At 40.4% G+C, this 25,957-nt stretch carries 23 protein-coding genes; 22 read left to right on the top strand and 1 reads right to left on the bottom strand.

Annotated elements, in window-relative coordinates:
• From PVK70_RS02255 to tldD, 22 genes are all read left to right on the top strand, one after another.
• Entirely contained in the window at nucleotides 1–336 is a 336-nt protein-coding gene (locus PVK70_RS02255; protein WP_130046943.1) for a type IV pilus, mannose-sensitive hemagglutinin D (MSHK), read from the top strand.
• Nucleotides 337–347: 11 nt separating this feature from the next.
• Nucleotides 348–1,985, top strand: coding sequence for a pilus (MSHA type) biogenesis protein MshL (mshL, locus tag PVK70_RS02250; RefSeq protein ID WP_130046942.1), 1,638 nt, complete (start codon nucleotides 348–350; stop codon nucleotides 1,983–1,985).
• Between the two features lie 11 nt (nucleotides 1,986–1,996).
• The gene (locus PVK70_RS02245; protein WP_130046941.1) at nucleotides 1,997–2,845 is read left to right on the top strand and encodes an ExeA family protein; all 849 of its coding nucleotides are present in this window, start codon (nucleotides 1,997–1,999) and stop codon (nucleotides 2,843–2,845) included.
• Nucleotides 2,842–3,954: a tetratricopeptide repeat protein gene (locus tag PVK70_RS02240; RefSeq protein WP_165367114.1), complete on the top strand. Its 1,113-nt coding sequence runs from the start codon at nucleotides 2,842–2,844 to the stop codon at nucleotides 3,952–3,954. The genes PVK70_RS02245 and PVK70_RS02240 overlap by 4 nt, the downstream gene beginning before the upstream one ends.
• Nucleotides 3,954–5,678 carry a GspE/PulE family protein gene (locus PVK70_RS02235; protein WP_130046939.1) on the top strand — a complete coding sequence of 575 codons (1,725 nt, stop codon included), beginning with the start codon at nucleotides 3,954–3,956 and terminating at the stop codon, nucleotides 5,676–5,678. The genes PVK70_RS02240 and PVK70_RS02235 overlap by 1 nt, the downstream gene beginning before the upstream one ends.
• 11 nt (nucleotides 5,679–5,689) lie before the next feature.
• Nucleotides 5,690–6,919 carry a type II secretion system F family protein gene (locus PVK70_RS02230; RefSeq protein ID WP_130046938.1) on the top strand — a complete coding sequence of 410 codons (1,230 nt, stop codon included), beginning with the start codon at nucleotides 5,690–5,692 and terminating at the stop codon, nucleotides 6,917–6,919.
• Nucleotides 6,920–6,921: 2 nt separating this feature from the next.
• Nucleotides 6,922–7,371, top strand: a complete 450-nt coding sequence (locus PVK70_RS02225; RefSeq protein WP_130046937.1) for a type IV pilus, mannose-sensitive hemagglutinin protein MshF — start codon at nucleotides 6,922–6,924, stop codon at nucleotides 7,369–7,371.
• An 88-nt stretch (nucleotides 7,372–7,459) separates the two neighbouring features.
• On the top strand, nucleotides 7,460–8,023 hold the full coding sequence (locus PVK70_RS02220; protein WP_130046936.1) for a prepilin-type N-terminal cleavage/methylation domain-containing protein: 564 nt from the start codon (nucleotides 7,460–7,462) through the stop codon (nucleotides 8,021–8,023).
• A gap of 150 nt (nucleotides 8,024–8,173) precedes the next feature.
• Complete coding sequence (locus PVK70_RS02215; RefSeq protein ID WP_130046935.1) at nucleotides 8,174–8,635, top strand: prepilin-type N-terminal cleavage/methylation domain-containing protein; 462 nt, start codon at nucleotides 8,174–8,176, stop codon at nucleotides 8,633–8,635.
• A gap of 123 nt (nucleotides 8,636–8,758) precedes the next feature.
• A complete protein-coding gene (locus PVK70_RS02210; RefSeq protein ID WP_130046934.1) occupies nucleotides 8,759–9,355 on the top strand; it encodes a prepilin-type N-terminal cleavage/methylation domain-containing protein in 597 nt (198 codons plus the stop codon).
• Nucleotides 9,352–9,930 carry a prepilin-type N-terminal cleavage/methylation domain-containing protein gene (locus PVK70_RS02205; RefSeq protein ID WP_130046933.1) on the top strand — a complete coding sequence of 193 codons (579 nt, stop codon included), beginning with the start codon at nucleotides 9,352–9,354 and terminating at the stop codon, nucleotides 9,928–9,930. Before PVK70_RS02210 ends, PVK70_RS02205 begins: the two co-directional genes overlap by 4 nt.
• Complete coding sequence (locus PVK70_RS02200; protein ID WP_130046932.1) at nucleotides 9,930–10,655, top strand: PilW family protein; 726 nt, start codon at nucleotides 9,930–9,932, stop codon at nucleotides 10,653–10,655. Before PVK70_RS02205 ends, PVK70_RS02200 begins: the two co-directional genes overlap by 1 nt.
• Nucleotides 10,645–11,079, top strand: coding sequence for an MSHA biogenesis protein MshP (locus PVK70_RS02195; protein WP_165367115.1), 435 nt, complete (start codon nucleotides 10,645–10,647; stop codon nucleotides 11,077–11,079). The genes PVK70_RS02200 and PVK70_RS02195 overlap by 11 nt, the downstream gene beginning before the upstream one ends.
• The gene (locus tag PVK70_RS02190; protein ID WP_165367116.1) at nucleotides 11,076–14,255 is read left to right on the top strand and encodes a DUF6701 domain-containing protein; all 3,180 of its coding nucleotides are present in this window, start codon (nucleotides 11,076–11,078) and stop codon (nucleotides 14,253–14,255) included. Before PVK70_RS02195 ends, PVK70_RS02190 begins: the two co-directional genes overlap by 4 nt.
• Before the next feature lie 122 nt (nucleotides 14,256–14,377).
• Nucleotides 14,378–15,421, top strand: coding sequence for a rod shape-determining protein (locus PVK70_RS02185; protein WP_130044409.1), 1,044 nt, complete (start codon nucleotides 14,378–14,380; stop codon nucleotides 15,419–15,421).
• A gap of 23 nt (nucleotides 15,422–15,444) precedes the next feature.
• A complete protein-coding gene (mreC, locus tag PVK70_RS02180) occupies nucleotides 15,445–16,302 on the top strand; it encodes a rod shape-determining protein MreC (protein ID WP_130046931.1) in 858 nt (285 codons plus the stop codon).
• The gene (gene mreD / locus PVK70_RS02175; protein WP_130044407.1) at nucleotides 16,292–16,783 is read left to right on the top strand and encodes a rod shape-determining protein MreD; all 492 of its coding nucleotides are present in this window, start codon (nucleotides 16,292–16,294) and stop codon (nucleotides 16,781–16,783) included. Before mreC ends, mreD begins: the two co-directional genes overlap by 11 nt.
• 9 nt (nucleotides 16,784–16,792) lie before the next feature.
• A complete protein-coding gene (locus PVK70_RS02170; RefSeq protein WP_130046930.1) occupies nucleotides 16,793–17,386 on the top strand; it encodes a Maf family protein in 594 nt (197 codons plus the stop codon).
• A gap of 19 nt (nucleotides 17,387–17,405) precedes the next feature.
• Nucleotides 17,406–18,875, top strand: a complete 1,470-nt coding sequence (rng, locus tag PVK70_RS02165; protein ID WP_130044405.1) for a ribonuclease G — start codon at nucleotides 17,406–17,408, stop codon at nucleotides 18,873–18,875.
• A gap of 13 nt (nucleotides 18,876–18,888) precedes the next feature.
• The gene (locus PVK70_RS02160) at nucleotides 18,889–22,761 is read left to right on the top strand and encodes a YhdP family protein (protein ID WP_130046929.1); all 3,873 of its coding nucleotides are present in this window, start codon (nucleotides 18,889–18,891) and stop codon (nucleotides 22,759–22,761) included.
• A gap of 148 nt (nucleotides 22,762–22,909) precedes the next feature.
• Entirely contained in the window at nucleotides 22,910–23,728 is an 819-nt protein-coding gene (locus PVK70_RS02155) for a carbon-nitrogen hydrolase family protein (RefSeq protein ID WP_130046928.1), read from the top strand.
• Between the two features lie 111 nt (nucleotides 23,729–23,839).
• Complete coding sequence (tldD, locus tag PVK70_RS02150) at nucleotides 23,840–25,285, top strand: metalloprotease TldD (RefSeq protein ID WP_130046927.1); 1,446 nt, start codon at nucleotides 23,840–23,842, stop codon at nucleotides 25,283–25,285.
• An 82-nt stretch (nucleotides 25,286–25,367) separates the two neighbouring features.
• Here tldD and yjgA read toward each other — a convergent pair whose 3' ends face one another.
• Nucleotides 25,368–25,898, bottom strand: a complete 531-nt coding sequence (yjgA, locus tag PVK70_RS02145; protein ID WP_165367117.1) for a ribosome biogenesis factor YjgA — start codon at nucleotides 25,896–25,898, stop codon at nucleotides 25,368–25,370.
• Between the last annotated feature and the right edge of the window lie 59 nt (nucleotides 25,899–25,957).

Raw genomic sequence — 25,957 nt, 5'->3', positions numbered from 1 at the left:
ATGAAGGTTTTTCTTATTTTATTGGCTTTATTTTCAAGCTTTATGTTTGCTTCAGATAGCATTGAAGGGCACGATCCTACTGAACCATTAAGTTGGACTAAGCCTGTAGCTAAAAAGAAAGTGGTGACTAAAAAGCGTCATTACTTCCCATCTCTGCAAGCGATTAGTTGCAGTGGTACAAATGATTGTTATGCCGTATTAGATGATAAATCAATGAAAAAAGGCGACAAAGTATCAGGATATACCTTATTAGCGATTCGTGAAGATAGCGTTTCTATTGGTCGTTCTGGTAAAACGTGGCAACTTTCTCTATTTTCACAAAATATTAAGAATTAAGGTTTGCAGTAATGAAAGTATGTAATGTCATCATTGGATTAATGGTTGCATCATTAACAGGATGCTCAATGGGTCATCGAGATCCTGTTGAAATTAAACAAACCTTAGATAAGTCTATTAATGATAATGGCAGTCAGTTACTTGTCGATTTGCCTGCATCTGTCCAGGCAGATCTGATGCCTGAGCTCAACGCGAAAGTTGTTGAAATTGAAGAGCCAGTGAAGCGTTTTAGAGTTAAGGCGAATGGTGTTAATGCAAAGGCTTTCTTTACCAGTTTAGTGAAAGGTACAGAATACAGTGTAGTAATACATCCAGCAGTTTCTGGTCGTATTACGATGAATGTTAACGATGTAACCTTAGATGAAGTACTCTCTTCTGTTGAAGACTTATATGGCTATGAAATTGTAAAGTCAGATAAAATATTACAAGTTTACCCTGCGACTATCCGCACAGAAACAATTCCTGTTGATTATTTACAGCTTACTCGTAAAGGCCGTTCACTAACGACAATAACAACCGGCTCTATCACGAATTCTGAAGGTAATTCATCATCAAACAATAGTGATAATTCAAGTTCAAATTCAAACAATAGCTCATCATCTTCAGCTACAGGTGGAACAGAAATTGAAACCACTAGTGAAAGTGATTTCTGGAAAGAGTTAGAGAAAGCGGTTTCAGTGATGATCGGCAATGGTTCAGGTCGTAGTGTCGTAGTTTCACCTCAGGCGAGTGTCGTGACGATTACCGCTTCTCCGGATGAATTACGTAAGGTGAAAGCATTTTTATCGACCTCACACAAACGTTTACAGCGCCAAGTGATTTTAGAAGCAAAATTATTAGAAGTAACCTTAAGTGATGGCTATCAACAAGGTATTAATTGGACTAATTTAAGCGCATCAATTGGCGGTACTGATATTTCACTTAGCCAAACGGCGGGTACCACCGCGGGTGTTTTACCCGGAATGGATGCGATTGGAACACTGCTTGGCGGTCAAACCAATATTAAGATTTCTGATGGTAACTTTGATGCTGTTTTAAGCTTCATGGATACTCAGGGTGATTTGAACGTTCTTTCAAGTCCTAGAGTGACAGCGGCTAATAACCAAAAAGCAGTGATTAAGGTTGGGCGTGACGAGTATTACGTCACAGAAGTATCAAGCGTAACAGGCAGTGGTGATAATTCAAATGCGTCACCAGAAGTTACTTTAACGCCATTCTTCTCGGGTATTTCACTAGATGTAACGCCTCAGATTGATGATAAAGGTAACGTGATGCTGCATGTTCACCCATCCGTTATCGATGTTGAGAATGAAATTAAAGAGATAGATCTTGGTGATGTAGGTGGCGTACTTCAATTACCATTAGCGAAAAGTTCAATTCGTGAATCAGATTCGGTTATTCGAGCGAAAAGTGGGGATGTGGTGGTTATTGGTGGTTTGATGAAATCCCAAACCGTTGACCAAGTATCTAAAGTTCCATTCTTGGGGGATATTCCAGCATTAGGCCATTTATTCCGTAACGTAAGTAAGTTAACTCAGAAGACCGAGTTAGTTATTTTATTAAAACCAACGGTGGTTGGTGTGGATACTTGGCAAGAAGAGTTAGAGCGTTCTCGTGATTTATTACAAGAATGGTTCCCTGACGAGTAGCGACTACTTTTATGTACGAGCAACATTTTGGCTTAAAACAGCTTCCCTTTACGTTAACGCCAAATACCTCTCTTTTTCATGGATTACCGCCTCACTATGAGGCGATTCAAACCGTTTTGTCAGCCATCTCAATGGGGGAAGGCGTCATTAAGGTGACAGGTGAAATTGGGACAGGAAAGACGCTTGTTTGCAGAATGTTGATGAGCCAACTTCCTATGAATGTCGAATTACTCTACTTGCCTAATCCTGTTATGAATGGACGAGAGCTACGGCAAGCATTAGCCAAAGAGCTCTGGCTAGAGCAAGAGGGAGATGGTACTGCTTTAACTGAGCTTATCCATGAGAAATTGATTGATATTCAAGCGGAAGGAAAGAGCGCAGTAGTATTTATAGATGAAGCACAAGCCTTGAGTGATGAAGCGCTAGAAACCCTACGCTTATTTGGTAATTTAGAAACGGATTACACTAAGTTACTTCAGATTGTACTATTTGGGCAGCCTGAATTAGACGAGCGCTTACAGCAGCATCATCTACGACAATTAAGACAACGAATTACTTTTTCAGCAAAATTACGCCCACTTAATGTAAATGAAGCGGTCGCTTATATTACTTATCGAATGAAAGAGTCGGGGGCTCAAGTCAATCCATTTACCCTAGCTCAAATGAAAGCGGTTTGGTGTGCGAGTAGTGGCGTTCCTCGATTGATTAATCAAATATGCCATAAAGCGTTACTTATTTCTTTTGTTGAGCAATTGGATAAAGTATCTAAAAAAGCGGTATTTAATGCAATTATAGATACAACTGATACCATCAAACCCAAGCACTATTTTCCCAAGTTTTGGGGTTGGAGAGCCTTGTGAGTGCCACAAATAAAGCGCTGTTAAACATAACAAAACAAGATGTAGACATAGAGAGGAAAACATCTCTATCTCAAGCTGACGTTCCTAATATTGAATCAAAATTTAAAGCGCCTTTCTTTTTTGCTATTGGTGTAATGAGTTCATTGTGTTTAATTGGGTGGGCAACACTGAGTAATACTCCAAATGCCATTAATAATGAACATCAAGTATCAGAGATGATTGTAGAGGACGTTGTTGAACATTCAGAACTTTCTAAAGGCTCTTATTTACCAGTCAATTCACCAACGGCAAAAATTGTTACCTCAGAAGTTAGTCGTATATATTTGAATGAAAATATTGATGAGAAACCCTTAAGCCATCATATCGAATTACCGAAAGTAGAAGAAAGTTCGATACGTGTTGTAAATAGCGACACAACGCCAACGAAAGCTAAAGAGGTGTCTATTGTTCCAGATACACCTCGCGAACAGGCTATTAGTCAGACTGAACCTCAAGAGCAATTACACGTTGAAGAAGTCGAGGTTCTGCCTTCTGAACTGGCTCAGAGAAATCGTGACGCAGCAAAAAAAGCCCTAGATAACTCTGATTTTAATACTGCGATGAAAGCTTATTATAGAGTATTGAAATACCAACCTAGTGATGAAGATTCTCGTAAAAAACTAGCGGCTTTGCTTTATGGTAAACGTGAGATTCAGGAATCAGCAGCTATCTTACAACAAGGCATAAGGTTAAATAATGACAGTATTGACTTACGTTTAGCTTTAGCCAGTTTATTGCAAAAAGAGGAGCAGCCAGAAGCCGCACTCTCTGCATTAGAATATATACCTTTAGGAGCGTCTGTCGATTATTTAGCTACGCGTGGTGGCTTAGCTCAAAAATTAAAATTGATGGACTTAGCTGAAGAAAGTTACCAAATGTTGGTAGCGACAGATCCAGATAATGGTCGTTGGTGGCTAGGGTTAGCTATTGTGTATGAGAGGAATGCACAAGTTAAAAATGCCTTGAAAACTTATAAAGTGGCATTAACGACACCAGGTTTATCACGCTCTTCTCAAGTGTTCGTTCGAGATAGAATTAAGTTATTAGAAACAATGGAAGGTAATGAATAATGCGTCTTCAGTTAAGAAAAAGACTTGGTGATTTATTAGTCGAAGAAAACATTGTTACTGAACAACAGATTGAGCAGGCGCTAGCGGCACAGAAAACAACTGGCCGTAAGCTGGGTGCCACGCTTATTCAGCTTGGTTTCTTAACCGAAAAGCAAATGCTAACTTTCTTATCTCAGCAATTAGATGTGCCTTTGGTGGATCTAAGCCGTGCAGATATTGATGCAGCAGCAGTGCAACTACTGCCAGAAGTTCATGCGCGTCGCTTAAGAGCATTAGTACTTAGTCAGCATGGCAATACTATTCGTGTTGCGATGAGTGATCCAGCCGATCTTTCTGCTCAAGAAGCCCTATTCTCTCAGCTTCAACAATATCAAATAGAGATGGTTATCGCTTCAGAAAGACAATTAGTCGATAGCTTTGATCGTTTTTATCGTCGAACTAAAGAGATAGCTTCATTTGCAGAGCAGTTGCATTCAGAGCACCAAGAGACGGACGACTTTAACTTTGGTATATCAGACAGTGATAATGACGAAGTTACCGTTGTAAAGTTGATTAACTCATTGTTTGAAGATGCGGTCCAAGTTGGAGCTTCAGATATTCATATTGAGCCTGATGATAAAGTATTACGACTTCGTCAGCGTATTGATGGCATATTGCACGAAACCCTACTTAATGAAGTCAACATTGCGCCAGCATTAGTATTGCGTTTAAAACTAATGGCGAATCTCGACATCTCTGAAAAGCGTTTGCCTCAAGATGGGCGATTTAATATTAAATCTCGTGGTCAGTCAGTGGATATTCGTTTATCTACTATGCCTGTGCAATACGGTGAATCGGTTGTTATGCGTCTGCTTAATCAAACCTCAGGGGTTCGAGAGTTAGAATATTCAGGAATTCCTGATCATCTTTTGGTTCGTTTACGTAAGCAGTTAGGCCGCCCTCATGGCATGATCTTAGTAACGGGGCCTACAGGTTCGGGCAAAACGACGACATTGTATGGTGCATTAAGTGAGCTTAACAAACCAAGTAAAAAGATCATCACCGCTGAAGACCCAGTAGAATATCGATTACCACGTATCAACCAAGTTCAGGTAAACAGCAAGATAGATCTAACCTTCTCTAAAATTTTAAGAACCTTCCTACGCCAGGATCCAGATATCATTCTTATTGGTGAAATGCGTGATCAGGAAACGGTTGAGATTGGTTTGCGAGCAGCATTAACAGGCCACTTAGTATTATCAACTCTGCACACCAATGACTCTGTTGATAGTGCGCTTCGTATGATGGATATGGGGGCCCCGGGTTATCTTGTTGCTAGTGCGGTTCGTGCGGTATTGGCTCAACGCTTGGTAAGAAAAGTGTGTACAGAGTGCTCAGCCCCCGATCCTCTAGATGAATCACGTTTGCAATGGGTGCAAAGCCGCTTTCCAAATCAAGCTTCGGTTCCATTTAGAAAGGGCGCTGGTTGTCAAAGTTGTAACTTAACAGGCTACAGTGGCCGAATTGGTGTCTTTGAACTATTAGAGCTAGATCAACCCATGATGGATGCACTGCGGGGAAATAATGCAGTAGAATTTGCTCAAAAAGCACGAGAAAACCCAGATTACAAACCATTATTAGCCTCAGCGATGGAGCTAGCAATGAATGGTATTATTAGTCTCAATGAAGTGATGGTTTTGGGTGAAGGTGATAACTCCTCCTCTCATCAACCAATATGGTTATAGGTTGCTAAGCCATGGCTATATATAAATATACAGGTCGAAATGCCAAGGGCGCATCGGTATCAGGAAAAATTGAAGCACCCTCACAAGAGAGTGCGGCAGAGCAATTAATTAATGACAGTATTATTCCTATTTCAATTCGTTCTGGTGGAAAGTTAAAAGGTTCGGCCCCTTCTGTTGATTGGAAAGCGTGGTTTCAGCCATCGATCCCACTTGAAGTACTAGTGATCTTTTGTCGCCAAATGTACAGCTTAACTAAAGCTGGTGTGCCTTTGTTAAGAGCCATGAACGGATTGACGCAAAACAGTAATAATAAATTGTTAAAGCAATCACTTGAAGAGGTTACTGCGGATCTAACTAATGGTCGAAGTTTATCGGTAGCAATGAAGCAGCATCCTAGAGTATTTAGCTCTTTGTTCGTTTCAATGATCCATGTGGGTGAAAATACAGGTCGTTTAGATCAGGCCTTATTTCAATTAGCAAATTATTACGAACAAGAGATGGAAACTCGTAAGCGAATTAAGTCAGCAATGCGTTACCCAATTTTCGTGTTGAGCTTTATTTTCATCGCAATGTTAGTACTTAACGTTAAAGTGATCCCACAATTCACCTCAATGTTTGCTCGTTTTGGTGTTGAATTACCGCTACCGACACGGATATTGATGGCAACCTCAAGTTTTTCTGTTAACTACTGGCACTTTATTTTAGGTGGTATGGCTGGCATGTTTGTTGCCTTCCAATCATGGGTTAGCGGTGACGTAGGACGAGAAAAGTGGGATAAATTTCGACTTAGGCTCCCTATTGTTGGTGATATTGTTACTCGAGCCCAAATGTCTCGTTTTTCAAGAACTTTTGCGTTAATGCTGAAATCAGGTGTGCCATTAAATCAATCGTTAGCACTCTCTGCTGAGGCTCTTGGTAATAAGTATTTAGAGAACCGATTGTTAGAGATGAAAAGTGGTATTGAGTCGGGAACCAGTATGTCAGCCACTGCTGCTCAAAGTGGGATCTTTACGCCTTTAGTGCAACAAATGATTGCGGTAGGTGAAGAGACTGGGCAAATTGATGATTTGCTATTAGAAGTCTCTGATTTTTATGATCGTGAAGTTGATTATGATTTAAAAACATTAACAGCGAGAATTGAACCTCTGTTATTGGTTATCGTATCAGGCATGGTGCTCATATTAGCATTAGGTATTTTCTTACCAATGTGGAATATGTTGGATGTAGTAAAAGGAAGTTGACGATGAGAGTAACCCGTATTACGTGGGGGGCTTTATTCATTATCCTATTGGCTGTTATTTTGGTTCAGTGGGATAAAATGGAACCAGAAGTCGAAGATACTGCATTGATGATGGCGAGTCGTGAAATCCTATCATCTGCAAATGAGTTTAAAAATTATTGGGTGGTTAATGGGCAACCCGTAAGTATGGATAAAGACAATATTGAGGTCACCTTTAGCAAATCTGGTTGGCCATTAGTATTGAATGATAACAAGCTAGATTGTGAGCAATGGCTGCATTTACTGTTACCAAGGAAAGAAAAAATTTATGCAGATACTATAAAAGTACATGATAATGCAACAAAAAAAGAACAATATCAATGTTCTTACGGTGCGTCGAATGGTAAAATGATTTCAGTTATGCTCATCAATGGCGTATTTAAAGTCAGTGTCGGTTTTTTGGATGAAGGTTAAGTTGTCGTTTTTTTGACGAACAGCGTGTTTTTTTTTACAAAATCCCTTACAATTCAGAACGAAATAAGAAATAGAGAGAAGCATTACGATGAAACACCAAAAAGGTTTCTCACTGGTTGAGCTAGTGATTGTGATTGTGGTTATAGGTTTGCTGGCAACAGTCGCATTACCTCGATTTTTAGATGTTAGCCTTGAAGCAAAAAAAGCCAGTATTGAAGGTGTTGCAGGTGGTTATGCAACGGCGGTTCTTTCGGCAAGAGCACAATGGGAAGCAGAAGCTCGTCCTAAAACTGATGGCAGTAATGCGGTTAGTTATGATGGCACTGAATTTTGGTTAACAGACCCATCAAAAAACAATCAATCAGATTTTCGTCCGGGTTACCCAATTTCACCTCGTGAAGATTTAGATGGTAATGATACGGGTGATTACCCAGGATCATTAACTGCAAAAGAGTGTATCTTGCTAATGGAAATGTTACTGCAAAACGCACCCTATGTGACCGATGACAGTAATGATAATAAAGCGAAATACTTAGCAGAAGTGATTAGCGAAAACAGTCGCAATCAATGCAAATACACACAACAAGAAAATGAAGGGCATTTCTTTACGTATGAGCCAGAATCTGGCCGTGTGGTAGTTACTCTGCAATAAAGATTAATACCTTGGTGATAACGTTGATTATGGGCAAGGTACTAAATGAAAAACCGCTTAAACCAATGGTGTTATAGCGGTAACTGTTTTAACAATAATGGTGGTAACAATCGAGTTCCATCACTTTTTATAATAGAAAGAGAGTAGTAAATGAAAAGACAAGGTGGTTTTACCCTTATTGAGCTAGTAGTAGTCATTGTTATTTTAGGTATTCTTGCAGTAACTGCAGCACCTAAGTTCCTTAACCTACAATCAGATGCGCGTGCATCATCACTGCAAGGCCTAAAAGGCGCAATGGCTGGTGCTGCTGGTATCGTTTATGGTAAAGCGGCGATTGAAGGTGTTGAGAGTCTGAGTACGGGCGATACAGGACATAAGGACATAGAAGGTATTGCAGTTGAATTTGGTTACCCTGCTGCGACATCTGCAGGTATCGGCGCTGCAGTTGTTGGTTTAAATGAGGATTGGGTTTTAACCCCAAGTTCTTCTGCTGGCACTATTATAGCTACTTTCCCTTCAGGCTCGACTGACGCTTGTCATGTCTCTTATACACAAGCAGCAGATGCGGATACTCCACCAGTAATTACAGCAGCTGGTACTGATGACTGTTAATAGTTAATTATCTCCAAAAAGCCAGCGATCTTCGCTGGCTTTTTTGTATCTAAAATTAACAATCCCTCGCTATCTCTATAATTTCCGTTATCCTAATAACAGGAAGCAATAAGGTAACGGACGATGACCCCTTTTCTCATAAAAAAACACTCAAAAAAACCAGTAATGAACATGGGTTTTACCTTAGTAGAACTGATTGTCGTGATCTTGATATTAGCCATTATTGGTGTCTATGCCTCGAGCAAATACATGGGAGCGAGCCGTTTTTCTTCAGCAGCAGCACAAGAACAAGCACTCTCTATTCTGCGTCAAGTTCAAATCACCGCGATGCAAGTAAATGGTTCAAATGACCACGATGATTGTCGGTTGATTGTCATGAGAAAAACTCAATTTGGTGTTAGCCAGTCATGCCCAAGTCGAGATATGAGCAGCGCGGTATTATCTGATTACTCTAAAGACAGCAATCAACAGCAACTAGAGCAGATCCAACTTAATTATGCGTTTAACAGTGCTAATGGGGTTACCTCTGTTTCTGAATTGACCTTCGATTTATTAGGCCGGCCCATAATGGCTACCTCATCTGCAGCCACCTCTCTTTGTACTATCAGTGATTGTAGAATCACCATTAATACGCCCTCTGTGAACGAAAGCCGCTCGGTATGTATTAATAGCGAAGGGTTTATTTATCGCTCACGAGAAACCAGTGGATGCAGATTATGAATGGAGCTGTTAATCGTCAAAAGGGCTTTACCTTAATCGAATCTATTATTGGTATTATTATCCTGGGTTTTGCGCTATTGATTTTAGTGACGGGCGTGTTTAGTTCAGCCTCTAAATCACATCAAGCCACCTATCAATCTCAAGCAGCAACGCTTGGGCATTCGATAATGACGGATATTCTAAGTCGTCAATTTGATGAGCATAGCGATCCTAATGGTGGAGCGTATCGTTGCGGAGAAGTTTCGGCACCAGATGCGTGTTCAAGTCCTAATGAACTTGGGCGAGATAGTAGCCAAGAGAATGGTTCGCCAACCTTTAATGATGTAGATGACTTTATTGGTTGTTGGGGAGAAGCGGCTCAATGCACTTCTGGACTGGCTAGCTATCCGTTAAATCGTTTAATAGACTCAAGCAGTGCGGATGAATATAAAAATTTCACTGTTGAAATCAATGTCGCTTATGCGGATGTAGATAATAGAGTAACAGTAATAACTCAGTTCAAAAAAATCGATATTACTCTGTATGCAAGCAACCACGCTCAATATACCTTTAGTGCTTATCGAGGGAATTATTAATGAAGCGTATCAGGGGATTTACCCTTATCGAGTTAATCTTAACCATTGTTGTTGTTGGGATTATCGCTATCGCAGCAAGCAACACCCTTGTGCTTGGTTTTCAAAGTTATAACGACAGTATTGATCGTCAAGATAACCAAATGCAGGCAAAGTTTGTGATTGAAAAACTCAGCAGAGAATTGCGTCATGCTGTGCCAAATAGCGCGGAGGTTGTAAGTCGTCAATGTGTTAGTTTTATTCCTCTAAAAGTCAGTGCTTTTTATTTTGAATTACCTCAATTTAATCAAAAACAAATAGATGTTGTTTTGCTCTCTAATAATACAGTGACGCTTGATAACTTTAGGTTAGTGATTAACCCAAGTTCCCAATCTGATTTATTAGATGACGCCCATCACAGGTTTATTACTATAGAGTCTATGACACAATCGGGAGGTATTTCTACCATCCACTTCCCAAACACTACGAATAATCCTGCATTTATTTCAAGCTCTGTTTCTGAGCGTGCCTTTATTTATCGACCAAGTGTCGTTGAGTATTGTATACAGGCGGGCGGGGTGTTTCGTGATGGGGTGCAAATTGCTAACCACGTGACCTCCGGTGGATTTTCTATTGATAACGCGTCGCTCAATCGTAATAGCATGATTAAGATGGTCTTAACGTTTGAAAATGATCTTGGTGAGGTAACTCAGTATCAACATGATGTGCAGGTGATTAATGTACCATAATCAATCAAAGCAAAAAGGTAACCTATTAATCATGTCAGTGGTCGTTATGGTTGTGGTGGGGTATCTGTCATTAAATTTATTGAAAGTGGAAACCAGTAATCACGATACTGTATCTAAAGAAGTATTAGGTACACAAGCCTGGTTTCTTGCACATTCAGGGGCTGAGTGGGGGTTAGTACGCTTGTTTCCATTAAACCAATCCGGGGCTGATGATTTTATTTGTAATGGCAGCGTTCATACTCCTGATATGGAACGTGATAACAGCGGTTGTCGCACTAAACCGCAAGTGAAATGTGACATGACATCAGTAAACTACAAAGGCAATGCTATTCGATATTTTCAGATTATAAGCACCGCAAGTTGTGGGACAGGGATAAACCAAGTGACGCGAGTTCAAGAAGTATGGGCGAAGGAAATAGAATGAAGCAATATCAATCGGTTGGGTTACTTTTTTTATTAACGTGGTCAACGTTACTTTTTTCAGCGGAAAAGCCACTGTTTATGGATAAAAATACTACCTTATCCACATCAGTCTGTGACTTGTTTCCTAATACGGTGCAATCTTGGCAAGGTAACCAAAATAATTTCTTTCAGGCTATTTTGGACGGTAGTGAGACTGGTACTCTTTATATTGAGTTACTCGATAGTAACCAAGTCGGCTTTACTAATAAAATTATTGAGGATTATAGCGATCCTGGTTTTACGCCTGAAGAGCGAATTATATCGAGTCGTTGTAATGATAATGATACGGTATGCGAGCTTAATGGTGACGTTGCGCCCGCCTACAGCGCCAATTTTATTGATACAGTACCTAGCAATATCCATATAATTAATGATTTACCGCCTTCAGTAGTGGATGTTACTTATAATCAAAATACCTATTTTAAAAGTACTTATAGTTCAACACATAATACCATCGCATTAAGTGTCGCAGCAGGGCGAACGATGACCTTCAAAGAAGGTGAGTATTGGTTTGATAGTATTCAAATTAATGCTGGGGGAGAAATAATTGCTGATGGTAATGTGATTTTTCATGTTAAAGATCAATTAAGAGTCGATGGTGAGATTCGACAACAACCAAACAGCTCTCTTATTATTTACTCTTATAAAAAGGAGGGATGCCCTAAACCGCTCAATTATCCAGATGGAATTCCTCAGATCTATTGGAATGATACCTCCGATTTTCAAAGAGTCTTGCTAGATCGCGATGCGGTAGTTGAAGCGCATATTTATGCTCAAGGACCGTTAAAATTATCAAATAACTCTCAGATAATTGGTTCGGTTACGGCTTGCCAAATACATATGAATAAGGATAGTAAAATAATTGGTAAGCAATTACAAAATTGTGATTCTTCAAATTATCAACTCGTTATCTCGCCAACATCAGGTAAAGGCTTGGCTTGTGATGGTATTGCCATTGATTTCTCCCTTGTTGATTCTAATGGCAGTGTGGTTGAAGGTAAGGGGCAGCAATTACAAGTAAGCAGTACTCCAGTTGCTGTTGGCGATACAAACGCAGCGTGTTGGAGTGAAGACGGAAACATTACAACACCTGAGTGTAACCATGCTGATGACAGTCGTTTCGATACGGTATTTCCATCAAGTGGCCCTGCGGTGGTTACTCGATATATTCATAGTAAATTTTTAAACTTTTATAACGTATCCGCAAGTGTTAGTAGTGACAATTTAACGACAACAGAAGGACCGTATGAGTTTATTGCTAAAGCGATAAGTATTGTTCCATCTGAGGGCGTTGATGGCTCTGATAGTAATCAAGTAGCAGGTCGACCTTATCCATTTAGATTAAAAATTCGTGGTAAAGACAATGGAAATGGCAATATGCTAAATTGCCATATTATTAAAGAAACCACGGATATTGATGTTACTTTTTCAAACGTTGTCTTGCCTGTGACGAGCAATGAGAACATTGAAATCAAGAAAGAAACTAATGGTTGGGCTGAAGCGAATAGAACTTTATCGGTTGCGTTTGTGAATGGTGTTGCTGGTGGAGATGAGAGTCAGGCTGATGGCTCATTGAAAGCGCGTTTGAATGACGCCGGTAAAGCAAGATTAACGGTTAGTGCAAGTATTCAAGGCAATACGTTTACTACCTCGGAGCAATTTTATTTTCGTCCTTTTACCGCTGCACTGTGTGGTCAATCATCAGTATTACCATCTTATACTGATGAGCTTAATGGTGCTTACTTGTCTTCTGGAATCGATTTTAATGCTTATTTAAAAGCGGTTAATTGGATTAAAGAGTTGGATACTGGAGCTTATGGTGATGGCGTTCCTGATTATGCCAATCCATCGTTAGTGTGCAGTAAGGCCGTAACACCCAGCTATGTTACTCACAGCGAGGGGATGGCTCAGTTAAGCTTAGCGGCTCAATTAAACTACCCACTATCAGGGGCGATAGGAGTGATTACCGCAGATGGGCACCCTATTGCTAATTTTAGTAAAGAGGTAACCAGTGAGAATAAAAACGCTTCAACACAAATGAACTGGAATGAAGTAGGCACTCTGGGTTTTGATGTATTCCAGAATAATTACTTTAATCGCTCGGGGTTTACTATCCCGTCAACTTTCTCTAAGGTCGGGCGTTTTTATCCTGCGTATTTTTCTATAACTACTACGGAATGGGATTACCCAGAGGAGCAAGGTTCAACTGATGGAACCTATGTTTATATGGGACAACACTTTAGCAATGTTGATTTTCAGGCAATGTCTTATAGTGCTTCAGGTAGTGACACTATAAATTATGGTGGTTTTGATGAATCACTAAAAGCGTGGTTTTCTTTGGTTGGTGAGCATGCGACTCGTTTAAATATTACAAATGCTGATCTAGATGCATCTCATTGGGGAAATGGTGCTCTTTGGCAGGTAAGTAATTTAAATCATGCTGTTGTATGGTCTCGTTTAAATGATTCTACACTTGCTGGAAACATAACTACACAGCCTGATGGGCCATTTAATATGAGTGGAAATACAAGCTCAATAACAACGGCTCTTGGGCTGGAAATTAGTGGTGCCGATCCTGTTTCTTTTGATGCTACCTCTTTTGATCCTGCAGTAATAGAGCAAGAATTGCTGTCGCAGCCTGATGTTCGTTATGGTCGAATGGTATTGGACAGTGTGGGAGGCTCGATTGGCAGTGATGTAAATGTGCCACTGCGTGTAGAGTACTGGAATGGCAACGCCTTCGTTCTGAGTAATAAAGATGCTGCGAGTAAGTTTGAAGGTGAAAAGCATTGCAAGCAAACAGTATGGCCAGATCCCACTCAATCAAGTAGTACGCTCCTAAAAGGCTCAAATACGGTTGCTCAAGGAAGTAATGTTACCAATTTAGTTGCCGATGCAAGTAATAGTAGATTACGAGAACAGGTCCGTTTTTGGTTAAGATTAGCAAGCACTTCTCCACAAATAGGTGAAGCGAATGTCGATTGCGAACCAGATTATCTAGATCAACCTTGGTTGCAATTTAATTGGAGAGGAAAAGGCGATGAAGATCCATCAACCGTAGTGACCTTTGGTATTTACCGAGGCAATGATCGCGTCATATTCCGCGGTGAAAGTAACATTATTGGTACTTCTAACTAAAAATTGAATAAAAATCCTGATTTGCTTCAGGATTCTGTAGCAATGCCTTGCTGATTAGGCTAGGCATTGGTACATTTAGTAAAATTTATCTCATTCTCACGTTTTCAGGAAATACGAAGATTATGTTTAAAAAACTTCGTGGCATGTTTTCAAACGATCTTTCGATCGATCTAGGTACTGCCAACACACTTATCTATGTAAAAGGTCAAGGTATTGTTCTTGATGAACCGTCTGTTGTTGCTATCCGTCAAGACCGTGGTGGCGCAACAAAAAGTGTTGCCGCTGTAGGTCACGATGCAAAGCAAATGCTTGGTCGTACTCCTGGTAACATCTCAGCTATCCGTCCAATGAAAGACGGTGTTATTGCTGACTTCTATGTAACTGAAAAAATGTTACAACACTTTATCAAGCAAGTGCATGATAATAGCGTGTTACGTCCAAGTCCTCGCGTATTGGTTTGTGTTCCTTGTGGTTCTACACAAGTTGAGCGTCGTGCTATTCGTGAATCTGCACAAGGTGCGGGTGCTCGTGAAGTTTACCTTATTGATGAGCCGATGGCTGCGGCAATTGGTGCGGGCTTACCTGTATCTGAAGCAACAGGTTCTATGGTTATCGATATTGGTGGTGGTACGACAGAAGTTGCTGTTATCTCATTAAATGGTGTGGTTTACTCTTCTTCAGTTCGCATCGGTGGTGACCGTTTTGATGAAGCGATCATTAACTATGTTCGTCGTAACTACGGCAGCTTAATTGGTGAAGCAACCGCTGAGCGCATCAAGCATGAAATCGGTTCTGCATACCCTGGTGATGATGTTTGTGAGATTGAAGTTCGTGGTCGTAACCTTGCAGAAGGTGTTCCTCGTAGCTTTACGCTAAATTCAAATGAGATCTTAGAAGCACTTCAAGAGCCTCTATCAGGTATCGTTTCTGCGGTAATGGTTGCTTTAGAGCAATGTCCGCCTGAACTAGCATCTGATATTTCAGAGCACGGTATGGTTCTAACTGGTGGTGGTGCACTACTTCGTGATTTAGACCGTCTTCTAACTGAAGAGACTGGAATTCCAGTTGTTGTTGCTGAAGAACCACTGACTTGTGTGGCTCGTGGCGGCGGTAAGGCATTAGAAATGATCGACATGCACGGTGGCGATCTCTTTAGTGAAGAGTAATAATTAATAACGGGTGAGTGGACATGACTCCAATCTTTGGTAGAGGCCCTTCTCTACAGTTTCGCCTGTTTATTGCTGTAATGATATCGGCTAGCCTTATGCTGGCCGATAGTCGTTTAAATGCATTTTCTGAGATACGTTACCTACTTAATAGTTTTGTTGCCCCTATTCATTATGCAGCAAACCTTCCTCGTACGATGTTTGATGGTATGTATGAACGGTTTAATAGCCGAAATACGCTCATGCTTGAAAATCAGAAACTTAAGCAAGATATTTTTATTCAAAACAGTAATTTATTGTTGTTGGAACAGCTAAAACAAGAGAATAGCCGTTTACGTGATCTTCTTGGTTCCCCTTTTATTCGAGATGAAAAGAAGATGGTTACCGAGGTGATGGCTGTTGATTCAGCACCTTATACTCATCAAGTCATGATAGATAAAGGCTTGATCGATGGTGTGTATGAAGGACAACCAGTGATCAACGATAAAGGTATTGTTGGCCAAATTAACTATGTTGGAGCGCATAATAGCCGAGTATTGCTATTAACGGATCCAAACAATGCGATTCCTGTTCAAATTGTTCGAAATGACATTCGCGTTATTGCGTCAGGTAAAGGCCATTTAGATACCATGCAACTTGAACATATTCCGACGAATACCGATATTGAAATTGGTGATTTATTGGTGAGTTCAGGTCTGGGCGGTCGTTATCCTGAAGGATATCCTGTTGGTTATATTTCCAGTATTGATAATGATAATAAGCGCCCATTTGCTTCGATTGAATTAGGCACAACCGTTGAATTTGATAAATTGCGTTATTTATTATTAGTTTGGCCAACAGAAACAGAAGTAAAAGCCAAGGAGATACCGGATGGCGAGTAGTCATTTAATGCGTGGTCGAATCATTATTTGGCTCTCTTTTTTAATCGCATTAATTTTGCAAGCTGCACCTTGGCCAGGAACGCTAGAAGTATTGAGACCTTCTTGGATTATCTTAGTCACGTTTTATTGGGTACTCGCATTACCACATCGAGTGAATGTGGGTACAGCAATGATTTTGGGTATCTTATGGGATCTCTTATTAGGGACGACATTAGGTATTCGTGGTATGACGATGGCAATTTTAATCTACCTTGTTGCCGCTAATTTTAAGTTATTGAGAAATTTGGCATTATGGCAACAAGCCGCTATTTTTTCAGGATTAACGCTTTTAGGTAAAATAATTGAGTTTATGGGCGAATTTTTAGTTCATGATGTGTCCTTTAACGCACACTTTTTATGGGCTGGCGTGTTAAACTTTCTTTTATGGCCATGGTTATTTTTATTGATGCGTAGAGTACGTCGTCATTGGTCAATTCGATAAGGACAGGGAATGGCAACTCAAGTTTTTTTAGCTTCTGGCTCACCGCGTAGAAAAGAGCTGCTAGCTCAATTAGGTTACCAATTTGAGGTGTTATCTGTAGATGTTGAAGAGGTGCATCAAGCGCATGAGACACCTCTTATGTATGTAGAGCGTCTTTCTAAAGATAAAGCTCAGGCAGGCATAAAAGCACTAGCTGAAGGCAACACAATAGAACATATTGAGAAAAAAACAGTCCCAGTATTGGGCTCTGACACCATCGTAGTTATCGATGGTGTTATTTTAGAAAAACCAAAAGATTTTAAAGATGCTAAGAGAATGCTCTTAGCACTGTCTGGTCGTCAACATCAAGTAATGACTGCTGTAACACTAGCGACACCTGAAACAACAAAAACCAAAACAGTAATAACACAGGTGTGGTTTAGACCACTTTCAGAACAAGAGATAGAACAATATTGGGAAAGTGGTGAACCTTGGGATAAAGCGGGTTCATACGGAATTCAAGGTAGTGGTGGGCGATTTGTCTCGCGTATTGATGGCAGTTATCACGCTGTCATGGGACTGCCTTTGATGGAAACAGATCAGCTCTTACACCAATTTTTGTAAAAATTAGTGAGGTGCTCCAATGAGTACAGAGTTGTTAATAAACGTAACACCGAGTGAAACTCGTGTTGCGATGATTGAAGCTGGCGTGCTTCAAGAGATCCATGTAGAAAGAGAAGCACGACGTGGTATTGTGGGTAATATTTATAAAGGCCGAGTAAGCCGAGTATTACCGGGTATGCAAGCTGCATTTATAGATATCGGTTTAGATAAAGCCGCCTTTCTGCACGCCTCGGATATTGTCCCTCATACCGAGTGTGTATCTGAAAATGAAAAACGTCAATTCCAAGTAAGAGACATTTCTCAACTTGTTCATCAAGGACAAGATTTGGTTGTTCAAGTGGTAAAAGACCCGCTTGGGACCAAAGGCGCTCGTTTAACGACAGATATAACCCTTCCTTCTCGTTACTTGGTCTTTATGCCGGGGGCGAGCCATGTTGGCGTATCTCAACGCATTGAAAGCGAGAAAGAACGTAACCGCTTAAAGAATACCGTCTCTGATTACTGTGATGAGTTTGGTGGTTTCATCATTCGAACTGCTGCGGAAGGCGCCAGTGAAGCAGAAATCTCACAAGATGCCGCTTTCTTAAAGCGTTTATGGCATAAAGTTATTGAACGACGTAAAAAGAGTAAAACGAAGTCAATGCTTTATGGCGAGTTAGGTTTAGACCAACGTATTTTGCGTGATTTTGTCGGCACCGAATTGGATTTAATTCGCGTTGATTCAAAATTGGCTTTTGAAAAGTTAAAAGAATTTACCACAGAATTTGTCCCTGAGCTGACTAAGAAGCTTGAATATTATGCTGGTGATAAACCGATTTTCGATATGTACGAAACGGAAAATGAAATTCAGCGTGCACTTGATCGTAAGGTTGAATTGAAGTCGGGTGGTTACTTAATTATCGACCAAACCGAAGCCATGACAACGGTTGATATTAATACCGGTGCTTTTGTTGGACGTCGTAATTTAGAAGAAACCATTTTCAACACCAATATTGAAGCAACTCAAGCCATTGCTCGTCAACTTCGTTTACGCAATTTAGGTGGGATCATCATTATTGATTTCATTGATATGCTGAGCGAAGAACATCGTCGTCGAGTACTTCAATCTTTAGGGTCAGCACTAGAGAAAGATCGAGTAAAAACCAACATCAATGGGTTTACTCAACTTGGTCTTGTTGAAATGACTCGAAAACGCACTCGAGAAAGTATTGAACATATTCTATGTGGTCAGTGTCCTACGTGTGAAGGACGTGGTGCCGTTAAGACGGTTGAGAGTGTGTGCTATGAGATATTGCGTGAAATCACACGAGTAAACCGAGCTTACGACTCTGATAAGTTTGTTGTTTATGCCTCGGTGGCTGTTGCTGATGCTCTTGAGGGAGAGGAATCCCATGCATTAGCGGAGCTCGAACTCTTTATTGGTAAGCAGGTCAAAATTCAAGCGGAGCCTTTGTATATTCAAGAGCAGTTTGATGTTGTAATGATGTAGAGAATAATAATACGTGACCACTAAGTTAATTCGTTTCGAACGTTGCTTGATGGGATTATTGCTGCTGGTATTTTTACTAGCAGCATTAGTCATAACCAGCTTGCGTCTGTTTCTTCCCTCTTTGAATCAATATCAACCTGAAATTGAAGCATTTCTTTCTAAAGCGACTGGTTTTTCTATCTCTATTGGTGAGTTAGATGGCCGTTGGCGAAATACCAACCCTTCATTAAATCTTCAAAAACTGAAAGCGATTGACCCTGTCTCTGGTGATGAAATTATTTCAGTTAAAGAAGTCGAAATTCAATTAAATATCCTCTCTTCTCTATGGGCAAGACAGCCACAATTTGCAGATTTACGCATTGATAAACTTAATGCGGATCTGACGTCATTAGGGAATAGCTCTACTGAACCGAATACCCCAAAAGATGAGACGGAAGCCAAGGAAGATAACTCATTAGCTAAACGATTAGAGGATATCTTTTTAGTTCGTCTAAATCATTTCTCAGTGAAGAACTCACAAGTTGCGTTTGTTGCACTGGATGGAACAGATAAAACGGTACAAATTGACTCGCTACAGTGGCGAAATGAGCGTAGAAAGCATTTAGCTGAAGGCGTCGTTAGTGTTGTAGGAAGTGAGATTAATCAACTTAAAATCATCGCGAATTTTAAAGAAAAAGGCACGTTTAAAAGTTTAGATGGCCATTTTTATATTGAAGCAAAAAATATTCAAGTAACACCATGGATCACGGAAGAGATTAAAAAAGAATATGGGGTTACCCAAGGTGAAATATCGGCTAATGCATGGCTATCATTTAAAGACGGCCAACCTATAGATGCATTAGTGGAAGCCTCTCCTTCTTATCTTAATTGGGTTGAAGATAAACAGGTTCACCAAGCAAGCGTCGAAGGGGGCGTTTTTGAGCTTCAGCCTGATAAGCAAGGATGGAAGGTATTTGCATCAGATGTTCAGATAAAGCATCAATCAAGCTTATGGCCTAAGATCTCAGGTAGCTTTACATGGCAGCCTGAAAAGTGGATTTTAAACCTTATTCACATTGATCTTAAAAGTGTATTAAGTTTAAAAACATTGTTGCCAGCTTCTCAAGATAATATTACCGATCTTCTCACTACGTTAGATCCAAAAGGCAGCATTAATGATATCCGTGTTGAATTTGATCATACTACAGGATTAAGTTATTCCGCATCAATTCATGCAGCAGGAATGCAACAGTGGGAGTTACTTCCAGGCTTTCATAAGTTAGATGTACTTATTGCTGGTGATGCTGAAAAAGGCGAAGCAAAGTTATCATTGGTAGACGATACTTTGCCTTATGGTGATGTATTCCAAGCACCTTTAAATATAACTCATGGTGATGTGAGTATTTATTGGGAAGTGAATAATGAAGGGTGGCGTTTGTGGTCAGATTACATCAATGTAGCAACGCCTGATCTGCAAGCTAAAGGGGAGTTTCGTTTAGATTTCCCTAAAGATAAGCCCTCTGTACTTTCTTTTTATGCAGAGGCTGATGCCTTTAATGCGGATCAAACGTGGCGCTATTTACCAACGTTAGCATTAGGGCAAGACTTAACGGATTATCTCTCTTCGGCGGTGCAAGGCGGAAGTGCTAAGACGGTGCAATTACTGTGGTATGGCGAATTAGGTGATTTTCCATATACAAAATATGACGGTATTTTCCAAGTTAAAGTGGGGTTGAAAAATGCTCAGTTTTCGTTTGATACGGCCTGGCCTCCGCTAACAAATTTACAGTTAGATTTACTGTTTCAAAATGCCTCAATGTTCTTAAGCTCACATTCTGCCGATTTAATGGATGTCCATGCTACCCGTGTGACAGGGCGTATTGCTAATTTATCCGAAGATGGAAAACTCACCATTCGTGCGACAGCTAATGGCTCAGGTAAAGCAGTGCGAGAATACATGACAGCGACACCATTGGTTGACTCTGTGGGTGCAGCATTAAACAGTATCCATGTAAATAATCGAGTTGATGCTTTACTGCGACTGGATATTCCTTTTACCGGAGAAGACGTTAGAGCTTGGGGTTATGCAGATTTAGCTGGCAACCACATTGAGCTGCAATCCCCAAATATAGTATTAACAGACGCTAAGGGACGTATTGAGTTTGATAATGACGTGGTTAAATCATCAGGAATTAAAGCGTCATTATTGGGACAACCAGTCACCTTATCATTTGATGGTGAAGCACAATCTGATTTTTATAGTGTTGCGATTGAAACAAAAGGAAAGTGGAAGGTATCCCCGTTAAAAGACTACATAGATTCTCCAATGATGGACAAAGTCAGTGGTGTCTCTTCATGGAGTTCAAACATTAATTTGCAAGTGGCTGATGTCGGTTTCACTTATCAAATTGGCGTTAATGCAGCGTTAGGAGAGATGGCATCAACACTGCCATATCCATTAATGCTGGAAAAAGGAACAACGGAACAGGCATTATTACAAGTGTCTGGTAACTCAGAAAAACTTTCTGGCCGCTTAACGTTACCTAATACTAAATACCAAGCAGAAATAAATATCTCAAGTTCAGAGCCAGTTATTACTGCCAGTCATGTCATCGTGGGTCGAGGTAACTTTAAGGTGAGTCCTGTTGTGGGACAATCTGCTTCCATTAATACCAAGACATTTGATTTAGATACTTGGTTATCTGAACCTATTTTGGCAAAAGAAAAAGCACAAAGTGCATCGAAATCATCATCGGTCAGTCATTTTCCTACGATTCCGACACCGACTCGAATTGATGCAAAAGTGAAGTCATTACGAGTAGCGAGTTTAGATTGGAATGATGTCAGTATTGATGCGCGTAAGAAGTCTCAAGGCTGGTATGCACAAGTGCAAAGTCAAGAAGTCGATGGCAAAGCCAGTTGGAAAGGAAATGACGATTTATTAGTGCAATTAGATAATCTACATATTTTTATTCCTAGCCTAGATAAGCCTGAAAATCAAAGAGGGTTGAATCGAGCAAAAGTAGACGATCCACTTATTTCTGAGTTTGATCATGAGTTTTTCCGTTTAATGCCTAATCTAGAGTTAACGATTAAAGATACGTGGATTCAAGGATACAAGCTTGGAAAAGTAGACACAAAGCTGCATAAAAAAGGCGATGCTTTTTACTTAGATAAGTTAAGGATCACCAGTGGTGAGAATAAATTGGCGATGTCTGGCAGCTGGGTGCTAAATAAAGAGAAAAGCCATTCTGCCTTTAAAATGACTGCGTCAGGAAAGAATAACTCTGAATTACTGGCTCGATTTGGGATCAGTTCTGGTGTTCAAAAAGCCAGCTACAGTATGGATGCGGATCTTAATTGGGATGGTGCGCCATGGAGCATTCAAGTTAATACTTTATCTGGAGAGTTAGCGTCAACGCTCGGTGAAGGGGTAATTACTGACGTCAAAGGGGCGGCTCGTTTTCTTGGACTATTTAGTATTGATTCCATCATTCGTAAAATGAAACTGGACTTTAGAGACGTCTTTGATGATGGTATGGCGTTTAATTCGATCACAGGCAGCGGCAAAATGCGCGAAGGTATTTTTGTGAGTAATAACCTAACGATGGACGCGGTTGCAGGTGAAATGATAATCAAAGGTAAAGCGGACTTAAATACTCGTCTCGTTGATGCGGAAGTGAAATTTACTCCCGACTTAACCTCTGGCATACCTATTATTACCGCCTTTGCTGTGGCTCCTCAGACGGCGATTATAGTACTTGCGGTAGCCACCGCCATTGCGCCTGTTATTGATGTAATTACTCAAGTTAATTATAAGGTAGAAGGGCCATTGGAGTCGCCAACAGTTAAAGAGCTTTCGCGTAGCCAAGGTGAATATCAATTGCCAGAGAAAACGGAAAAATAATAATAACCTCACCAAGTGGTGGGGTTGTTTTTTCTTAAATAGTGTTCAAATGATGATGCCTATTTGAATAAGTCGTTGATCAGATAATTACCTAGAACAAATCGATTAGAGTAAGACATAAATTGCAGCATCAGTGTAAGGATATAAGATGAAGAAGATTGGTGTAGTACAGATGAATTCAGGTTCAGATCCTGAAGAGAATATGAAGCAATTAAATCTCAAGCTGAAAGGGTTGCAACAGCAAGGGGCAAAACTTGCTTTAACGCCAGAAAATAGCATTGTCTTTGGGAAAAAAGAAGATTATGAGCGTCATGCTGAATCGCTAGGTACGGGGGTTTTACAGCAAGAGTTATCTGATCTAGCGAGGCGTTACCAGCTTTGGCTTATTGTTGGTTCTTTTCCTATTCGTAATCATGATGGTAGCTTGTCGACGACGTGCTTAGTGTTTAATGATAATGGCGAACTTGTCGAGCACTATAATAAATTGCATATGTTTGATGTTGAAATCGAAGATGGTCACCATAGCTATCGAGAGTCAGATACATTTACTCCCGGTAATGAAGTCAAAGTGGTAGAGACGCCGTTTGGCAAGATCGGCTTATCCATTTGCTATGATGTGCGCTTTCCACAGTTATATAGTGAACTTCGTCAGCAGGGAGCTGAAATTATTGTTGTTCCTGCTGCATTTACTAAAGTAACAGGTTACGCCCATTGGGATATCTTATTGCGTTCAAGAGCAATAGAGACACAATGTTGGATCCTTGCTGCAGGTCAATGGGGCAATCATGGTTCAGGACGAGAAACATGGGGTCACTCAATGGTTGTTGATCCTTGGGGAAATAAAGTAACAGCCCAAAAAGAAGGCACAGGAGTGATTACTGCGGAGCTTGATCTTTCGCATCTAAGAGCGATACGTAGAAAAATGCCAGTTGTTCAGCATTCGAGATTGCATTGTCAGCTTAGCTAATCGCGATTGTTACCGTTTTATTTAATAAAAGAGTGAGTTTCACTATAAAAGCCATTCTTTTTTATTCATAATTAGATCCTAGATCTTAAATTCTTAACAAGAGTACCTCGAATGAGTTTGCAAGAAGTAGAACAGTCCTTATTGAGTCAAGCAGGGATCGGTCAGCAAGAACTGTCTCAGACCTTAAGTACCATCGCAAAAAGAGACGTAGACTATGCTGATATCTATTTTCAATCTTGCTGGCATGAATCGTTAGTACTCGAAGACAGCATTATTAAAGATGGTTCTTTTAATATCGACCGTGGTGTGGGTATTCGTGCCGTTGCCGGTGAAAAAACAGGCTTTGCGTATTCAGACCAAATTAATCTTGAAGCATTAACTCAAAGTGCTAAAGCGGCTCGTGGTATTGTTCAACAAGGTGGAGAGGGCAGAGTTAAGGCGTTTTCAGCGCAAACTATTCCTCAGTTTTATGCGCCAATCAATCCACTTAATAGCTTGGATAAGCAACAAAAAATTGCCCTACTTGAAGAAGTAGATGCGTACATTCGAGCAAAAGAACCACTTGTTCAAGAAGTATCAGCAAGCATCAGTGGTGTTTACGAACAAATGTTGGTTGCTGCTTTAGATGGTACGTATGCTGCGGATATTCGCCCATTGGTGCGTTTATCTATTAGCGTATTAGTTCAGCGTGGTGATAAGCGTGAACGTGGTAGTGCGGGTGGTGGTGGCCGTTATGGTTACGATTATTTCTTAACCGAAGTAAATGGTAAATCTATCGCGTTAGAATTTGCTGATGAAGCGATCCGTCAAGCACTTGTGAACCTTGATGCTGATGCAGCACCTGCCGGTATGATGCCTGTCGTACTTGGTTCTGGTTGGCCGGGTGTTTTATTACATGAGGCGGTTGGACATGGTCTTGAAGGTGACTTTAACCGTAAAGGGTCATCGGTATTTTCAGGTAAGCTTGGTGAACAAGTTACCTCTTCGGTATGTACTATCGTTGATGATGGCACCATGGCAGATCGCCGTGGTTCATTAAATGTGGATGATGAAGGTGTGGCGGGTCAATATAATACGTTAATTGAAAACGGTGTATTAAAAGGCTACATGCAAGATAAGCTGAATGCACGTTTAATGGGCGTAGCACCAACGGGTAATGGTCGTCGTGAATCGTACGCTCATTTACCGATGCCACGTATGACAAATACTTATATGCTACCGGGTGAACATACACCAGAAGAGATTATCTCAACGGTTAAAAATGGTATTTACGCACCAAACTTTGGCGGTGGTCAGGTTGATATTACGTCAGGTAAATTTGTATTTTCTGCATCAGAAGCGTACTTAATTGAAAATGGTAAAATTACTCGCCCAGTTAAAGGCGCTACCTTAATTGGTTCTGGGATTGAAGCAATGCAGCAGATCTCAATGGTTGGTAATGATTTATCACTTGATCGCGGTGTTGGTGTTTGTGGTAAAGCAGGACAAAGCGTACCTGTTGGTGTTGGTCAACCGACATTAAAACTGGATGCCTTAACGGTTGGCGGTACTGAGTAGCAGCCAGTAAAAATTATGCAGTATCTATAAGAAAGGGCCACGTATTAAAAAATACATGGCCCTTGTGCTTTCTAGATAAGACTTATAAATCTTCGTCTAAGTATAGATCTTTTAATACTTGGAAAATTTCTCGATACGCTTTTGGCGGCTTTTTCGATGCTTTTTCTTTTTGTGCTTGACGAGCAAGTTGGCGGAAGCGTTGGCGATCTGCTTCTGGGTATCTCACCATAACTTCTTCAATTACCACATCTGGTGTTTCGATCATACGGTCACGTAGGATCTCTAATTTTTGAAGTGCAATTGTAGTTTGTGAGTGCTTATTACGAATTTTATCTAGAGCTAATTGAATTGGCTCAGGATCTTCAAGACGCATTAATTTACCAATGTATTGTAATTGGCGGCGTTTTGCTTCGTTCTTAAAGCGTTGCGCATCAGCGATTGCGACTTGCAAGTCTTCTGATAATGGGAACTTAGCAAGAACAGATGGTTTTAAACCCACCAATTCTTCGCCTAGCTTTTGTAAGTCTTCCATGTCGTTTTTCATCTCGGTTCTGCTTACCCAGATGATCTCTTCTTCTTCTTCCCAAGGTGCTTTTTGATTTTTACGTGCCATGATATTCATTCTTTAATGGGTGATTCTCTCTATTTTAGCAAGATAAATGGAGAATTGGG

The organism is Aliivibrio sp. A6 (genome assembly GCF_028765505.1).
Classification (GTDB): domain Bacteria; phylum Pseudomonadota; class Gammaproteobacteria; order Enterobacterales; family Vibrionaceae; genus Aliivibrio; species Aliivibrio finisterrensis_A.
Note: the sequence above shows the minus strand (reverse complement) of the source record. Positions and strands in the feature narration are given on the sequence as shown.

Excerpts from the sequence above, each read along its gene's own strand:
- PVK70_RS02255 (WP_130046943.1), top strand. The coding sequence starts at position 1 with ATGAAGGTTTTTCTTATTTTATTGGCTTTATTTTCAAGCTTTATGTTT.
- mshL (WP_130046942.1), top strand. The coding sequence starts at position 348 with ATGAAAGTATGTAATGTCATCATTGGATTAATGGTTGCATCATTAACA.
- PVK70_RS02245 (WP_130046941.1), top strand. The coding sequence starts at position 1,997 with ATGTACGAGCAACATTTTGGCTTAAAACAGCTTCCCTTTACGTTAACG.
- PVK70_RS02235 (WP_130046939.1), top strand. The coding sequence starts at position 3,954 with ATGCGTCTTCAGTTAAGAAAAAGACTTGGTGATTTATTAGTCGAAGAA.
- PVK70_RS02230 (WP_130046938.1), top strand. The coding sequence starts at position 5,690 with ATGGCTATATATAAATATACAGGTCGAAATGCCAAGGGCGCATCGGTA.
- PVK70_RS02225 (WP_130046937.1), top strand. The coding sequence starts at position 6,922 with ATGAGAGTAACCCGTATTACGTGGGGGGCTTTATTCATTATCCTATTG.
- PVK70_RS02220 (WP_130046936.1), top strand. The coding sequence starts at position 7,460 with ATGAAACACCAAAAAGGTTTCTCACTGGTTGAGCTAGTGATTGTGATT.
- PVK70_RS02215 (WP_130046935.1), top strand. The coding sequence starts at position 8,174 with ATGAAAAGACAAGGTGGTTTTACCCTTATTGAGCTAGTAGTAGTCATT.
- PVK70_RS02210 (WP_130046934.1), top strand. The coding sequence starts at position 8,759 with ATGACCCCTTTTCTCATAAAAAAACACTCAAAAAAACCAGTAATGAAC.
- PVK70_RS02205 (WP_130046933.1), top strand. The coding sequence starts at position 9,352 with ATGAATGGAGCTGTTAATCGTCAAAAGGGCTTTACCTTAATCGAATCT.
- PVK70_RS02200 (WP_130046932.1), top strand. The coding sequence starts at position 9,930 with ATGAAGCGTATCAGGGGATTTACCCTTATCGAGTTAATCTTAACCATT.
- PVK70_RS02195 (WP_165367115.1), top strand. The coding sequence starts at position 10,645 with ATGTACCATAATCAATCAAAGCAAAAAGGTAACCTATTAATCATGTCA.
- PVK70_RS02190 (WP_165367116.1), top strand. The coding sequence starts at position 11,076 with ATGAAGCAATATCAATCGGTTGGGTTACTTTTTTTATTAACGTGGTCA.
- PVK70_RS02185 (WP_130044409.1), top strand. The coding sequence starts at position 14,378 with ATGTTTAAAAAACTTCGTGGCATGTTTTCAAACGATCTTTCGATCGAT.
- mreC (WP_130046931.1), top strand. The coding sequence starts at position 15,445 with ATGACTCCAATCTTTGGTAGAGGCCCTTCTCTACAGTTTCGCCTGTTT.
- mreD (WP_130044407.1), top strand. The coding sequence starts at position 16,292 with ATGGCGAGTAGTCATTTAATGCGTGGTCGAATCATTATTTGGCTCTCT.
- PVK70_RS02170 (WP_130046930.1), top strand. The coding sequence starts at position 16,793 with ATGGCAACTCAAGTTTTTTTAGCTTCTGGCTCACCGCGTAGAAAAGAG.
- rng (WP_130044405.1), top strand. The coding sequence starts at position 17,406 with ATGAGTACAGAGTTGTTAATAAACGTAACACCGAGTGAAACTCGTGTT.
- PVK70_RS02155 (WP_130046928.1), top strand. The coding sequence starts at position 22,910 with ATGAAGAAGATTGGTGTAGTACAGATGAATTCAGGTTCAGATCCTGAA.
- tldD (WP_130046927.1), top strand. The coding sequence starts at position 23,840 with ATGAGTTTGCAAGAAGTAGAACAGTCCTTATTGAGTCAAGCAGGGATC.
- yjgA (WP_165367117.1), bottom strand. The coding sequence starts at position 25,898 with ATGGCACGTAAAAATCAAAAAGCACCTTGGGAAGAAGAAGAAGAGATC.